General features: G+C 57.9%; 14 protein-coding genes. 4 read left to right on the plus strand and 10 right to left on the minus strand.

Annotated elements, in window-relative coordinates; genetic code table 11:
• The first annotated feature begins 114 nt into the window (after window positions 1-114).
• Window positions 115-2,073 carry a pilus assembly protein TadG-related protein gene (locus tag AWM69_RS15910; protein ID WP_131653545.1) on the plus strand — a complete coding sequence of 653 codons (1,959 nt, stop codon included), beginning with the start codon at window positions 115-117 and terminating at the stop codon, window positions 2,071-2,073.
• Here the strand turns inward: AWM69_RS15910 and AWM69_RS15915 are convergent.
• A complete protein-coding gene (locus tag AWM69_RS15915; RefSeq protein WP_218727487.1) occupies window positions 2,062-4,830 on the minus strand; it encodes a PAS domain-containing sensor histidine kinase in 2,769 nt (922 codons plus the stop codon). The two genes, AWM69_RS15910 and AWM69_RS15915, sit on opposite strands and share 12 nt — an antisense overlap.
• Window positions 4,827-5,264 (minus strand): TadE/TadG family type IV pilus assembly protein, encoded by a 438-nt coding sequence (locus AWM69_RS15920; protein WP_218727488.1) that lies wholly within the window; start codon window positions 5,262-5,264, stop codon window positions 4,827-4,829. The genes AWM69_RS15915 and AWM69_RS15920 overlap by 4 nt, the downstream gene beginning before the upstream one ends.
• A 70-nt stretch (window positions 5,265-5,334) precedes the next feature.
• On the opposite strand from AWM69_RS15920, the gene AWM69_RS15925 reads away from it, so the two are divergent.
• Window positions 5,335-5,808, plus strand: a complete 474-nt coding sequence (locus tag AWM69_RS15925) for a prepilin peptidase (RefSeq protein WP_218727490.1) — start codon at window positions 5,335-5,337, stop codon at window positions 5,806-5,808.
• 118 nt (window positions 5,809-5,926) lie between these two features.
• The gene (locus tag AWM69_RS15930; protein ID WP_218727491.1) at window positions 5,927-6,706 is read left to right on the plus strand and encodes a response regulator transcription factor; all 780 of its coding nucleotides are present in this window, start codon (window positions 5,927-5,929) and stop codon (window positions 6,704-6,706) included.
• Between the two features lie 26 nt (window positions 6,707-6,732).
• On the opposite strand, the gene AWM69_RS15935 is transcribed toward AWM69_RS15930, so the two are convergent.
• Genes AWM69_RS15935 through cpaB form a run of 8 tightly spaced genes read right to left on the minus strand, consistent with a single transcriptional unit; the run spans window position 6,733 to window position 14,156 of the window.
• Entirely contained in the window at window positions 6,733-6,999 is a 267-nt protein-coding gene (locus AWM69_RS15935) for a DUF3613 domain-containing protein (RefSeq protein WP_218727493.1), read from the minus strand.
• 17 nt (window positions 7,000-7,016) lie between these two features.
• Window positions 7,017-7,709 (minus strand): tetratricopeptide repeat protein, encoded by a 693-nt coding sequence (locus AWM69_RS15940; RefSeq protein WP_131653551.1) that lies wholly within the window; start codon window positions 7,707-7,709, stop codon window positions 7,017-7,019.
• Between the two features lie 14 nt (window positions 7,710-7,723).
• Window positions 7,724-8,608, minus strand: a complete 885-nt coding sequence (locus AWM69_RS15945; RefSeq protein ID WP_218727494.1) for a type II secretion system F family protein — start codon at window positions 8,606-8,608, stop codon at window positions 7,724-7,726.
• 1 nt (window position 8,609) lies between these two features.
• Window positions 8,610-9,494: a type II secretion system F family protein gene (locus AWM69_RS15950; protein WP_131653553.1), complete on the minus strand. Its 885-nt coding sequence runs from the start codon at window positions 9,492-9,494 to the stop codon at window positions 8,610-8,612.
• Between the two features lie 10 nt (window positions 9,495-9,504).
• A complete protein-coding gene (locus AWM69_RS15955; protein ID WP_048382655.1) occupies window positions 9,505-10,779 on the minus strand; it encodes a CpaF family protein in 1,275 nt (424 codons plus the stop codon).
• The gene (locus AWM69_RS15960; protein ID WP_131653554.1) at window positions 10,776-11,978 is read right to left on the minus strand and encodes a pilus assembly protein; all 1,203 of its coding nucleotides are present in this window, start codon (window positions 11,976-11,978) and stop codon (window positions 10,776-10,778) included. The genes AWM69_RS15955 and AWM69_RS15960 overlap by 4 nt, the downstream gene beginning before the upstream one ends.
• A complete protein-coding gene (locus AWM69_RS15965) occupies window positions 11,975-13,192 on the minus strand; it encodes a type II and III secretion system protein family protein (protein ID WP_131653555.1) in 1,218 nt (405 codons plus the stop codon). The genes AWM69_RS15960 and AWM69_RS15965 overlap by 4 nt, the downstream gene beginning before the upstream one ends.
• 28 nt (window positions 13,193-13,220) lie before the next feature.
• Window positions 13,221-14,156 carry a Flp pilus assembly protein CpaB gene (cpaB, locus tag AWM69_RS15970; protein ID WP_218727496.1) on the minus strand — a complete coding sequence of 312 codons (936 nt, stop codon included), beginning with the start codon at window positions 14,154-14,156 and terminating at the stop codon, window positions 13,221-13,223.
• Window positions 14,157-14,575: 419 nt separating this feature from the next.
• Between cpaB and AWM69_RS15975 the strand changes: the two genes are divergently transcribed.
• Window positions 14,576-14,722 (plus strand): Flp family type IVb pilin, encoded by a 147-nt coding sequence (locus AWM69_RS15975; RefSeq protein ID WP_256930383.1) that lies wholly within the window; start codon window positions 14,576-14,578, stop codon window positions 14,720-14,722.
• Window positions 14,723-14,985 lie beyond the last annotated feature (263 nt).

Genomic DNA, 14,985 nt, shown 5'->3' on the forward strand with positions numbered 1-14,985 from the left:
CACATTACTTATATAAACCCGGCAAATTGCCAGCATTGCAATCGCTTCTTGGCTACACTCCCTGCACCTTTGGAGAGTTAGCGTCGGCCTCTGTTCCGGCATAAGGAGTACTCGATGTCTCCCCATCTTCGTGGTGCCCGTTTCAAGGGCCCGCAGCCACAGCGTGGTGCAATCGGTTTAATGGCTGCCATCGTGCTGGGGATGGCACTGCTCTTTATGCTGCTGGTGGTCGACAGCGGGCGCCTTTACCTGGAACAACGCCAGTTGCAGCGGGTAGCGGACCTGGCAGTGCTTGAAGCGGTCGGCCGCGGAGGAAGTTGCACGAGCGGTACCGCCACCACCTTCGCCAACGAAAGCGCCAGCCGCAATGGCTTCCCCCAACCGGTGAGCGTTACGTGCGGAACCCTGAATACCATTGACGGCCTGCGCACCTTCGTCGCCGACAACAGCAAGTCAGATGCCATCCGCGTGATCGCCACCACCGCCGTCCCCACCAGCGTGGCCGTGGGATTGTGGCGCCTGTTTTCAGTGGCCGGGGTTGACCTCAATAAAAATCTGACGGCAAGTGCGGTGGGGGCCATTGGAGGCCAGCCTCTTGCAATGCTGAGTATTCGGACCGCACTCGGAACGATAGACAGCTCGAAATCAACACTTCTTAACGGTGTCCTCGGTGGCCTGTTAGGCGGAAAGCTGGACCTGACACTCGTATCGTGGAATGGGTTGGCGACCACGAACATCAACCTGCTCAGTTATCTGGATCAGCTCGCCATCGACCTGAACCTGACGGCCGGCAATTACAACCAGTTGCTGGATACGACGGTCAGCGCGACTCAACTCATCAACGCCGCGGTGAATGTCCTGGAGAAAGGAGGCCCGGCAGCATCGGTCGCATTGAACGCCCTTAAAGCCATTAAGTTGATTGCCAGTAATACCCAGATATTAAAACTGGGGGATTTGATTAAAATTCAAAACGGCACATCAAACGCAGGCCTGAATACAGACCTGAGAGTGTTTGACTTACTTCAAGGGATCGTTCAACTGTCAAACGGAAAAAGTGCCATTTCCGCCGACATCAACTCGTCTATTCCACTGGTCGGCAACGTGACGCTGAAACTTAAAGTCATTGAACCCGCACAGATATCAATGGTGGGTAATCCCGCGCTGGCCATTAAAGACCCTTTGAACGGCCCCAATCGAATTTTTGTAAAAACTGCGCAAGTCCAAACCCACATCCATATTGATCTGGTGGTGTTAAAGCTGGTCTCGCAAATCACCTCGGCGCTCACTCAACTCCTGTCCCCGCTGACCAGTGTGGTCAACAGCCTTTTACATCTGGATCTGGTCGGCGTTTTGAGTTGCCTCGTGGCCTGCGAGCGATCCTCACTGAGTATTGCCTCATCCCTGGATATTTTCCTCGAAGCCGCCAGCGCCAACAGCTATGTCACGGCCTATAACTGTTCAAGCCCAGCGACCAAAAGTTTGACCGCTCAATCTTCGAGCGCGGCCGCCAAACTGAGCATTGGTACACCTCCCGCTAACGGCGCATTTCCTTCAACCATCGAAATCAACAAAGAGAATTTTCTGGCGGTGGAGCCGGTGAAGCTCATCAGTATTGATATCACCAAGTGCTCAGTTCTTTTGCTCTGTGGCCCTCTCCAGGTGGGCAAGGGTGGAGGACTGGGGCTCAAGGTTCAAACTCAGCTTGCCGGCAAAACCGCGCCGGTTATTTTCTCTGCCCCCACGCTAACCAACGTCAACACGCCACTCACCTGGAAAACACTCCCCGGTGATCCAAACATCATTAAAAGTCTGGGCGACTCTCTGGCTAACAAATTATTGGTCACTTACACCCCCCAGACCGGCAACATTACCAATGATGCACTGGCGGCAGTGGCCGGGCTGGTCAACCAAATCACCACCATTCTGTCCACCGCCCTGAAAGAGCTGCTGTCCAACTTGCTCGACCCTATTGTGAACAGCGTACTCAGCGCTCTTGGCGTGGGCCTCGCCAACGCTGAAATCGGCGCCAACCTCTCCTGCAATCAGGGCGGACACCCTCAACTAGTGCTCTAGCAAGCCTCCGGCCTCCACCACCGGCAACGCCACACAGAACCGGGCGCCCGGCCCGGTATTGCTGACGCTGAGCCGGCCGCCCATGTTGTCGATGATGCCGTAGCTGACGGACAGGCCCAGGCCGGTGCCGAGGCCGATGGGCTTGGTGGTGAAGAACGGTTCGAAAACCCGCTCCAGCAGACGCGGGTCGATGCCGCCGGCGTTGTCCTGTACCCAAAGGCAGACGTTATTGCCGACGGCCTCGGCGCTGAGGGCGATCCAGGGCTGGAAGTCGCGGTCGGTTTCGCGCTTGCTCATCAGGGCGTCACGGGCGTTCACCACCAGGTTGATCAGCACTTGCTCCAGTTGGTCTACATAACCGCGTACGAGCACGCTGCACGCCAGGCCTTCGCTGCGCAGCTCTACACCTTTGCCGCGCAGCCCTTCCGCCAACAAGGCCAGCGTGCCTTCCATTGCCTGATGCGGATTGAAAACTTGCTGCTCGATTTCAGAGCGACGACCAAACACCCGCATGTGATCAACCACCCGCGCCGCGCGCTGGATTTGCGAGTCGATGCGGCTGAGTTTGTCTTGCAGGTAGTCCACCTGCACATCACCGTTGCTCAGGCGCTTGAGGACATTGACGACCGCCATGCGCATCACGTTCAAGGGCTGGTTGATCTCGTGGGCCAAGCCGGTGGCCATTTCACCCAAAGTGGCCATTTTTGCGCTGTGGGTCAGTTGCTGCTGGGATCGCCGCAACTCCGTGTTATCCCGGCCGACGGCCTGAATTTCCAGCAAGTTGCCCTGGGCATCGAACACGCCCCGGTCTGACCATACCCACCACGCATGTTCACGCCCCGGCAATTGCAGGCTGATTTCAGCCAGGCTCACCGGGTTTTGCGGCGTCAGGCTGGCAATGCGCTGCACAAAGGCTGCACGCTGCTCCGCTGAGAGCCAGCTGCCCAGGTCGATCCCCGGTAATTGTGCAGGGGTGCATTCCAGATACGTCGCCAGCGGCTGGTTGCCGAAGGTCAGGGTCAGGTCAGGCAGGTAGCGGCAAATCATTGCCGGCGAGTCCTCGACCAGCACCCGGTAGCGTTCTTCGCTGCGTTTGACCCGCTCGGCCGTCTCGGTGGCCTCGGTGACATCCAGCCATAACCCGACGGCCTCCACGGGAAGCCCGAGGTCATCCCGCAATAATTTGGCCTCATCCAGCAACCAGTGATAATTGCCACGTTGATCACGCAGGCGATAGCGGGCACGGGCGCTGCCATCGCGCAGCAGTTGCCGGTTGCGCTCAAAATACTGCTCGCGATCATCGGGGTGAATCCATTCGATCAACGCGGCGCTGGTGCAGTCTTCCAGAGACCAGCCCAAGAGCGGTTGCAGGCTGGCACTGAAAAAAGCGGGCAGCAACGCCCCCTCTTCATAGCGCTGGACGTAAATCACCGCCGGTGAACTGGCGATCAGGTTATCAAGTCGAGCATGGGCCGCATCGGCCTGCAGTTGCTGGTTTTTAATCAGGCTGACATCGAGCATGAAGCCCACGATGCGGCGCTGACTGCCAGCACCCTGTGCCTGGCCCTGGATTCGATACCACTGAGGCGGTTCGCTGCTGGATGGCTGATGCAGGCGCACACTCAGCAACATCCCTTTGTCATGCTCCAGCAACTCATTGAACCGACTACTGAGCTCGTCGCGGTCTGCGGGGTGGAACAGTGCCAGCCACGCTTCACGGCTCATCGAGTACGCACCGGGCGCCAATAGCAAACTGTTGGCCAATTGCGGGGCAACTTGCAGTTGTTGATCGCCGAGGGACCACTCCCACCAGCCCGTGCCCAGCAACCCTTGCAGGGACTCCATACGGTCGCGGTGCTCGACTTGCTGTTTTTCGCGTAAACGCGCCAGCAGTGGCCCGGCCAGCGCCGCGCAGACTTGCGACCAGTCACTCTCGCTCATCAGGGTTGAATGTGCCGACCGCGGATAAAACCCGCACAGAAGCCACGCTGACAGCCCGCAATGATCACGATACGGCACGTGCAGGCCTTCGGCATGACCGAACAGGCTGTCCAGCCGGAGCTGTTCCTCTGTTGCCTGACGCTGCAGGTCGAGACGCTGAGCACCACTGTAACTGTTGAGTTCTGCGCCAATCATTTGCCCTGCGGACCAGAGCTGCGGAGCGTCAAAAGCGTTAAAGGCGCTATAAAGACGCCAACCCGGCTGCGCATCATCGCGCAGGGCCAGCGCTACACAGGGCACATGCCAATGCTGGGCGAGCCGCTGCAGCGACTCGAGCATCACCACGGGCAAACGCTCAAGGCTGCACTGGCGCAGTTGCTCGGTCATGCTCAGGCTCAATTGCGTGCAGTACTGACGGCTGCGCGCCTGCTGCGTACCCAGCATCAAGTCGGTGATATCCAGCAACTGCAACAACCAGCCGTCGGCGTGGGGCTGTAGCCAGCCGCGGGTGTGAACCACGAGTTGTCCGGCGCCCTGGAAGTCGAGATCAAGGCTGTGCCCGGTCCAGTCTGCCGGTACACCTTCGAGCGCCAGCGTGCTGCCCGGTACCAGATAGTCCCGCAACAGACGCGGTGCACCTTCGCTGAGTTGAGCCAGACCATAACGTTGCGCGCCGCGGGCCTCGATCACGTACCCGCGCTGATCGAGCAACAGTTGCAGGCCCGTCTCGCTGCCGGGCGGTAACCCCGTCGTCCCGGGGGCTGGCTCGCTGTTGCGCTTTAACAACCGGGCGAACAAGCGCTCACCGTGGCTCAAAACTTGAGACTCGACTGAGCTCTCAAATCGGTGGGCAGTTTAGGCACCGTGATCGTCCCCAACGTGATCACCGGCATGATGTTGCTTAACGCAGTGGCCGGCAGGCTGACGGTCACGATCAACTCACCCGCGTTGTAGACCGCTGTCTTGACGAGGGATCCGCTGATCGAAGATGGCACCCAGGTCAGCTTATTGTCCAGTACAGCCTTGGCAACCTCTTCAACTTTTAGCTTGTAGGTCGCTGCAGCCAGAGTAGGATCCACCGCCACGCTGCGCCGCGCGGCTTCGGCCGTCGCATTGTTGAACGACTGTATGAGCAACAACGGCAAGCTGTAGCTGAGCACGCCGTACAACACGGAAAAGAAAATAACGAACACCAGCGCGAACTCTATCGCGGCAGCACCTTTTTGCTTGTGGGAAAGGCCCATTTTCATGACTGCATCTACCCTGCCGACTTAACGTAATATCATCATAGAATCATTCGTAAAAAGGGATGTTAATTACGTGATCCAATTATGGGTTGTATTGCTGTGGTTCGGCGCCTGCGCTATCCAGGATCTGCTGCAACGCCACATTGCCAACTGGCTGACCTTCGGGGCCGCGGCGCTGGCATTGCTCTACCTGCTCTGGACCGGGCATACCTGGCTGGGCGCCAGCGCTGCCGAGGGCGGCTGGGCATTGCTGATTGCATTGGCGCTGACCCTCCCCGGTTATGCCCTCAACAAGCTGGGGGCCGGTGATGTGAAATTATTAATGGCCCTGGCATTGGCAAGCGATCGCCTGATGCTGCTGGGCACATTTATCGGCGCCGGGCTCAGCGCAGGACTGTGGTGGTGGCTCTCCCCCAAAATCTGCTCGTTGCTGAATCAACGGGTTACTCCACCTACACCCGAACGCATGGGTGAACCGTCAAAAAAACTGCCATTTGCACCGTTTCTGCTATGCGGTTTTAGTCTCACGGTCTTGTGCATACCCTAGCCAAAACGTAGGATTTAATAGTTGTACAGTGTGTAAAAGTACGGCTATGTTCTATACACCCCCATTCAATGAATGGTAAAGGACGCCTTAGATTGGCTTGCCAGGCATGGAGTAACGCGTGAACAAGCTCACCCCCCTAATAAAAATACTCGTCGTCGACGACCAGCCCATGATCGTCGAAGAACTGTGTGAATTCCTGGAAAGCAGCGGCTATACCTGCGTGCCCTGCCTATCCAGCCGTGAAGCCATCGCTGCATTTGTCGCCGATCCGAAAATCGCTCTGGTGCTGTGCGACCTGCACATGCCGGACATGGACGGTATTGAGCTGACACAGCACTTGCAAAAAATCGCCGGAAGGCAACGGGCCTTCGAAAGCATTCTGCTCACGGGCCGCGCGGACAAACAGGATGTGATCAAGGCCTTGCGAATTGGCATCGCTGATTACTATCAAAAACCGATCGATCTCAACGAACTGCTCGAAGGCATTCAGCGTCAGGAAACGATACTGCTTGATCGGCAACGAAATGATCACTTGGGCCACCTGAACCAGAAACTGCAATTTTTAGCCGAGTCCATCGATGATCTTTATCACGACATGGAGTCCGTGCTACGCCCCCCGCATCGAGCCCCTGAACCACCTGCCGAGCGGGTCTTGAGCGAAGTCCAGATCCCTTCGATTTTCGAACAGCTGTCACCGCGCCAGATGGATGTGGCAAAACTGGTGGGCAAAGGCCAAACCAATTACCAGATCGCCTGTGATCTGGGCATCACTGAAAACACCGTCAAACTCTATGTGTCGCAAGTGCTGCGCCTGACCCACATGAATAATCGAACCCAACTGGCGCTGGCCTTGTCCCCGGGTGCCTACGCCAAACCGCATCAGCACACCTCGCATTAATCCCGGGTGCTGTCACGGCGCCCGACTCAATCCGGCTTGGCAGAGCCGCCCTCTTTTTGCCCGTAGTATTCGGGAATCGGGTGGGTGTAGCTGTCAAGCCAGCGTTGCAGACTGCGCTCGCGTTCCGCCGGAGTTGCCACTTGCTGTATCGACGACCGGGCTTTGCCGCTGCTCTGCAGATGCAGCCAGTTTTCGGTTTCTTGCTGGGCACTGGACGCAGGCCCCGGTTCAATGGCCATCGCAACCAGAGGCAGCATGGCCAGCATCACACCCATACGAATAGAAAAGATCATGGCAAAACTCCAACGCATTAATGGATTGCAGCCACCGGGCTAATGACTTTCACGGTCTGGGCTTTGAGCTCGATCGCCCTTGCCTGTGCATCGCTCACTTGTTCAGGCGTCAGTCCGGCACGGGTCACAAGCTCCGAGGCCTGGCTCCAGTTGTCCTGAAAGAGCAACAAAGTCACCAGATTGAGCGCCGCCAGGGAGTCCTCTTGCTTGAGCTCCAGTGCGGTCAAAAACTCAAAGCGGGCATCATCGATGCGCAATTGATTGAGATAGACCACCCCCAGGTCATTGCGAATTTTGTCATCGGTGGGCGCCAGCTTCGCTGCTCGCTCCAGGTGAGAGGTGGCCAATGGATAATTGCCGCGCCCCGCAGCCAATTGCCCAAGACCATGCTCGCCCTCAGCCTCCAGGCAGGTGCCCAGCAATCCGCGATACAACGGCTCGGCTTCAGCCCGTCCCAGCTGGCGATAGATCCGCGCCTTGCGCAGTTGCACTTGGGCCTGGCGCTCCGGCAGGCTTTGCAGGTTGGCCAGGCTGGCGTGCAGCTTGCCTTCCCTGGCCATGTCGTCGGCCAGGTTCAGCGACAACTCCTGATCGCCACTCAACTTGGTGCAACTGCTGCCAGTCAGGCCTGCCCACGGCGGATTACTCTGCCCGTCCGTTGCACAGCCGCCCAACAGCAACAGCCCACAGGCGACGATGACAGCTCTCATGTACATACTCCCGATCAAGAGGAAAAGGCTCGTGCCATGGCAAGAAAACTCGGCCCGCCCAATACAATCAGGAGCGCCGGGAACAGAAACGTCATCATCACCACTGACATCTTGGCGGACATTTTTGAGATGTACTCCTCCATGCGCGTCAGGCGCCGGTCATCGAGTAACTCTTTGAGCGACTGCAGCGACTTCATCGCCCCTCCGCCCTGTTGAATCAATTGCTGAAGGATGACGCAGGTGTCATCGAACTCATCCACGGCCAGCAGACTGGCAGCTTTATTCAACTCGCGGCTCAACTCCAGCCCGGAGTCCACCCGGGCCAGCACCACCTGCAACTCACTGGTGAGTACCGGCAATAGCTGCCGGGCCTCCTGACTCAATACCCGCAGCGCCTGTTCGACAGCCATCCCGGACTCAAACAGAATTCGCAGCAACGGTATAAACGTTGAAATCTCAATGGCTGCCTGCTGCTGGCGCTGTTTCGCGGCATAAGCCAACAAACGCTTGGGGATCAGATACCCCAAGGCCAGGGCGAACAGCAGCACGATCAGCAGATTGCCTGAGCGCGGAAAAAACAGTTCATAGCCCAAAAACACTAGCCCGGTAAACGCCACCGGAATGCCGATCTGGAATGCGGCAAACAGCGAGCGCTGGCTAGCCGTTCGCCACCCCACACGGTTGAGCAAGGTTTGGGTTTCGGAATCCATCGAAACCGATCGCTGCCCGTACTTGCTGCTGCCCAATGCCCGCATCCACTCACTGAACTTGCCGGGCCCGGTTTTGTCACCTTCCAGACGCTGTATCACCCGCTGATGGCGCATCCGATTCTGGACCACGTTATAGATCAGCAGCCCAAGAGCACCCATCAGCAAAACGGCACATATCACAAAAGCCATGTCATACGCTCCGTACCATACGCCACAATGCCAGGCAGCCTATCGTCTGCATGATAACGGCCGTGAGCAACGCGAACTGGCCCGCCGGGTCGTGCCACATGTTGAGCAGATACTTCGGATTGGTGAGCATGAAATAACCGCCCACCAGCAACGGCAATACCGCCAGGACCAGCGCCGTAATGCGTGTTTCACCGGTCATGGCCCTGAGCCTGCGAGCCCCTTGGTCACGCTCGCGGATCAGCACAATCAGGTTTTCCAGCAGTTCGCTGGCGTTACCGCCATAGCGATAATTGACCTTCAATCCCAGGGCGAACATGCGGAATTCCTCACGCTCATACAGCTCGGCGAAATCCTGTACCGCCTCGGGCAAACTCACCCCCAATTGCACGTTGCGCGACACCCGACTGATGCTGCTCTTGAGCGGGTCGCTGGATGACTCGATCGCGTGCAACACGGCATCGGCCAGGGTCCGCCCCGACTTGAGGCTGCGCACGCAAGAATCGAGCAACTGTGGCAACTGCTCGACCATGCGCTTTACCCGGCGCTGATAACGCCAACTGACAAACAGCTTGAGCAGCAACGGTGGCAATATCAGAAGCGCAAACAGGAGCACCCAGCCGCCGATCAAGCCGCCCAGCAGCGCCACCCCGCCCCATATCGCCAGCCATAACCCAATACGCTCAGAAGGCCGCCCCAGACCCGCCTGAAGAAAGGCCCTGTCCAGCCATGCCACGCTCATGCTCTTCTGCCCCAGCGCTGGCTGAGCCGCACCCAGGCGTTCCAGTACCCGGTTGGTCGCCGGGTCACGCAAGACGGTGTACACCAGACGCAGCGACAATCCGAACATCATCAGGCTGATCATGAATAGCAGTAAGGCCGGGATCATTTGCAGTCCCTCAGCCGTTTGAATTCAGAATCGGCGCATGGCGCAACTTGTCACCCGCCGGGTTCAGGGCGTCTCGCACAAATCCATAGCCTGTGCGTTTATCGAGCCGGAACAAGGTATTGGTGACATACACATCGTCACGTACCCCGACCACTTCCAGCACTTCGCTGACGCAACGACGCCCGTCGGGCATGCGGGTCAGCTGAATAATCACATCCAGTGCGGCGCAGATCATCTGACGCAAGGTCTTTTCTGCCACCGTGCGCCCGGTCAGGCCAACCAGGGTTTCCAGACGCAGCAAGGCGTCCTGTGCGTTGTTGGCGTGGACGGTGCTCATCGAACCATCGTGGCCGGTGTTCATCGCAGTCAGGACATCGAGTACTTCCACACCACGGATCTCGCCCAGAATGATGCGATCCGGGCGCATCCGCAGAGCGTTGCGAATCAGGTCGCTGGCTTTGACTTCACCGTGCCCTTCGGCATTCGGCGGACGTGTCTCCAGGCGCACAACGTGGGGATGCCCCAGCTGTAATTCGGCCACGTCCTCAATGGTCACAAGCCGCTGATGAGGGTCGATCAACTGACTGAGAATGTTCAGCAGCGTGGTTTTACCGGTACCGGTACCGCCGCTGATCAGGATATTGCAGCGTTTGCTGACGGCCTCCTGGAGGAACTCGAGGATGGCCTGATCGATGGTGTGCATCGCAACCAGGTCGCTGCTTTTGAGCATGTCCTTGCGAAACTTGCGAATCGACAGGCACGGGCCATCGAGCGCAATCGGCGGGATGATCGCGTTCACCCGGCTGCCGTCGGGCATGCGCGCATCGACCATGGGCGACGACTCGTCCAGACGCCGCCCCAACGGAGCCAGAATGCGCTGCATCACACGCTCTACGTGATGGTCATCGATAAACCGCAGCTCACTTTGAAACAGGATGCCTTCGCGCTCGACAAAAACCCGGTGCGGGCCGTTGACCAGAATTTCAGTGACTGCCGGATCGCGCAGCAAGACTTCAAGCGGCCCGAAGCCCGTGAGTTCGTCGACGATTTCTTCAGCGAGCCGCTCCATTTCGTAACGTGAAATGGCCAGGTGCAGGCGCGAGACGTACTCGGCAACCCGCTCGGTTACAAACTGCGCCAGGGCAACACGCGAGCCTTCCAGCAGATTATTCCCGTTCTCTTCAATGGCATCGATGATGTAGCGATGCAGCACCAGTTTCAGACCGTCATGGTCTGCACGCCCGTCCTTGTTCAGGCTTGAGCCGAACAGAAGTTCTTTATTCATTTGGCCCCCCACAGACGACTCAACCAGGCACCCGGTTTGGTGACACCTTGCGGCGCCCCTTTAGAGCCTTTCGCCAGTCGCTCGCCAAGCTTCTTCAAGCCTTGGCTCAGGGCTTCGCGCGGCCCCAGGTCAAATAAGGTGATGGCCTGGTTCTTGGCACTGAGCCGTAGCTCCGGGCTGAGCGGCAAGGTGCTGGCCAGGTCAAATCCAAAGCTCTTGACCAGGGCATCGGCATCCGGTGCAACACCGCGTATATAACGGTCAACCAGCAATGTGGCATGGTCGAGCCCCATGCCTTTGGCCCGCCATGCACTGAGCACGTCAAGATTGCGGCGGCAATCGAGGACATTTTGATCGGTGTACCAGAGCAACGTGTCGCAGTGACTGACGAATGTGCGCAACGCCTCGCTGTCCGGCTGGCCGGTGAGGTTGACCACGATGTGCTGGAAGTGCTGACGCAGGGCACTGAGCAACATGTACAACTCGGCCGCACTGGTGTGCTCCAGTGGTTCATCGTTGTTGCTGTGGGCCAGAATCCGCAAACCACCGGGGGCTTTGGTAAACGCGCTGTCAATCAGGGTGCTGTCCAAGCGGCGCAAATGACGCAAGGCATCACCAAAAAAGAACGAGCTCTCAAGGCCCAGCAACGCCAGGCCATCCCCGCGGGGCACCCCAAGGTCGAGAAACAGGGTTTTGTCTTCATGTTTCTGCACCACCAACCCCAAGTGGCTGGCGAGCAACGCACCGTCGGCGTTGCATTGTGCACTGAACAATACGCTCAGCCCGCCCAGCTCGGCATTCGGAGTGACCGGTGGCAAGCGCTTGCTCAGCCGACGCACCAGCCCGGCCACTTCACTGGAGCGTGAACCGTAAGCGACAAAATCCCGCGCACCCGCGCGCATGGCATTGAGTACCAGCTGGTTATCCATGCCATCGCCGAGGGCAACAATCGCCAGCATCGGCTTGGCCTCCAGCGCACCTTCAATCAGCGCGCATTGGGACACCACCTTGTCTCGGTCCAGACCGACAAAGATCAAGCCGGCGAACGTGACATCCACCAGCGCCAACAACTCATCCAGGCTGCTGCCGGGACCTGCACCGACCACTTGACCCAGCGGTGCCAGAGCCCCTTGCAGCCATTCAAGATCAGTGCTGTTGCGCGTCAGCGCGAGGAACGTCTGACTCAAGTTCTCGCTCATTGAGATAACCCGCTACGGCGATTGGTATTACCGTTTTCAAGGAAGTACAGGCGATACCAGTTAGGGTCGTAATTGCGCAGTTTTTCGCCCGGCAATGAAGGCAACGGTGCGTTGGCCGCCAACGGCTGAACCAGTCGTGGCGTCACGATCATCAACAGCTCACGCTCTTCGCGGCTGATGTTGGAGTCGCGAAAAAAAGCGCCCAGAATCGGTATGTCGCCCAGGCCCGGGAATTTGTTCACCTGTGAAGTGTTGCGCGTACTGATCAGGCCACTGATCACGAAGCTCTCGCCATCGGCCAGGGAGATGCTGGTATCGGTGCGGCGCACATTCAGGCCCGGGACCAGGGTTCCGGCGATATTCACGGCATTGGTGTAATCCAGCTCACTGACTTCTGGCGCCACCTTGAGCAGGATGCGGTCGCGCCCCACGACAGTCGGGGTCAGCGTGAGGCGGATACCGAACTCCTTGTACTCGATCGACACGTTATCGCTGCCGCTGCTGGGGATCGGGATCGGTACTTCACCCCCCGCGAGAAAGCTCGCACTCTGGCCGCTCAACGCAACCAGCGTCGGACGCGCCAGGGTGTAGGCAAAACCGCTGCCTTCCAGTGCGTTGATCATGGCTTTGACCCGACCGCCGCCGAAACCGATATTGAAGTACTTGTCGTTCGCGACCGGGCCGCCAGTGATAAGCCCTTCGGCATTGCTGAGAAATGACCCCGGTGACGCGAGCAAGAAGTTAGTGCCCACGCCGAAAATCGAAGTGCTGGCTTCCTGCAATTTAGTGCGATTGACTTCAACAAACCGAATTTCAGTTTGTACCTGACTGGAAAGTGTCGGGTCTTCAGAGGGCACAACCGATGCCCCGGTGAAGCCCTCTGTCGCCTTGCCCTTGACGAACACCATGCTCTGGCGCGGCTGTTTGGAACAGGCTGTCCAGACCATCAGGCTGGTCGTGCCCGGGGCCATGCCCGTCAGCAAAAAGGCATTGCTGCCATTGGCATGCACATCGGCGATGGTCGGATCGCCCACTGCAATGCGAGAAATATTCACCGCAGACTCCAGCGCTTTCTGTGTCCCTTGGGCCACTTCCAGGACTGCAGGCAATGGTTCGAGAGCCGAACAATTGGCCACCACCATTTCAAATGGCAGGCTGCTTAAGATCAGAGTCCAGGCAGCTCGTTTGTACAGCGGAACGCAACGACGACTCATGCTGGGCTTCCCTTGCAAATCAGGTTTTTTATTGAGCAGGCTGTTGGGCGGTTTGATTGCCCCGAATAATTTCAATGCCACGCACGTGCGCAGGACCCGAATAACGCGTAGCCGGGGCTTTCACCGGGCCGGCCAGGGCCAATTGGTTGAACTGGTAAAGGCTGCGCTTGGCGTTCTCCAGGTTGGTGGGGGCGTCTTGCTCGCCAGCCCAGTACTTGCTCAGGCGCTGTTCCTGGGCACTGCGTACGGCCAACCGCAAGGTGCCGGCCTGAGTGGCGAGCATCAGTTGATTGAGCAAGGGTTCGGGAACGGCCAGCACCGCAGTCCGGGCACTGACACGGCGCAGTGCTTGCTGCTGCGCCTCTTCGGCAGTCAAGGGGCGGCCTGCCAATTGACCGTCACTGGTCAGGCCCAGCTCTTCGCCCACACTCAACACCCGCACGGCAGGCACCACCACCTGCGCCGACTGCTGCGGGTTATCGGTGTCCTGACGCAGAAACAACAAGATGTCGACGTAATCGCCGGGGATTAACTGGCCGCCCGCACTGGCAACCTCGTCGATGGCCACCGCCAGGGCACGTTCGTTCGGACGGATCATGCGGGCCAAGGGCCCTCCAACGTCAAAGCTTTGCTCGCTCAGCCAGGTCCCTGCGGTGAGTGCACGCCATGGCGTACGCCCCACAGCCTGATCGATCGATGTCAGGCTGCCGGGTGGCGCGGTGCGCAATTTCTCCAGGGACAGGTCAGCGGCTGTCAGGGCCACATGCGGGGGAACATCACGGGCCAACACCACGACCGGCTGCCGGGTCTGATCCTCAACTGTCGCCACCCCCTGCTCAACGGTCTGAACCACCGGGGCTGTCGCGATCGGTTGTTGCCGGGTCAATACCAACCCCCAGTAACCTGCCACAATAGCGCCGATAAACAAAATCGCGGCCAATATCAAACTGCGTCGATTGTTCATAGTTAAACTCCCTTTCCTCACGGCGTACTGCAGATCCAATAAATCACGCACCATCAGGCAACGATGAACAGATCACACTGACTCAATCATTTTGCTATGTGAAAGTAGCGCAGGCGAACCAAAATGCCATTAGCTCGTCTAAAAATCTCCAAGAATTTATAAATACTTTGATTTAGAACGCATTTCTCGTCCAAAACTCGTTTGGATTAATACTTTATAATTAGCTAGTTATTACAGTTGCTCATTAATGAATTATTGCCAATGCTGTAATGGCAAATGGGAATTACCCTACAAGCATCTTCTAGCACCCCACACGGTGCCGCAGTGCTCACCCCGACGCATCAAGGAGTTGTCAGATGATTATGAATACTGTTCTGAAAGTGTATGTGCCGGCCCAGGCATTCCTTAAACACCAGGCCATGTTGTTTGCAAAGCGCACGGAAGGCGCATCGGGTATTGAATACGCACTCATTGCGGGCATGGTGGCGGTGGCGCTGGTGGCGTTTGTACCGACCATTTCAGCTGCTGTGACGGCAATGTTCACGCAAATTGAAGGCGCCCTTTAATAGAGAACGCGTCCCTTCACCACGCCGACAGCTTTGGATAGCGTGAAAAAACATAACGTGTTTTTTTCTACGTGGGAAGCACTGCAAAAAGACAAGGGCCTAAGTTGTCATATGACAACTTAGGCCTTTTTAATTCTTCATCGTTTTGTCGGCAGCCCGCCAAAACGGGTGCCCCGCCAACTACGCATAAACGAGGTATTGCACACCGTAACACCGTGGCGTTTTTACCCCCACCGTGCCGCCTTGTAAAATGGCGCACCGAA

The sequence above is a fragment of the Pseudomonas sp. D1HM genome, assembly GCF_019266105.1.
GTDB lineage: Bacteria > Pseudomonadota > Gammaproteobacteria > Pseudomonadales > Pseudomonadaceae > Aquipseudomonas > Aquipseudomonas taetrolens.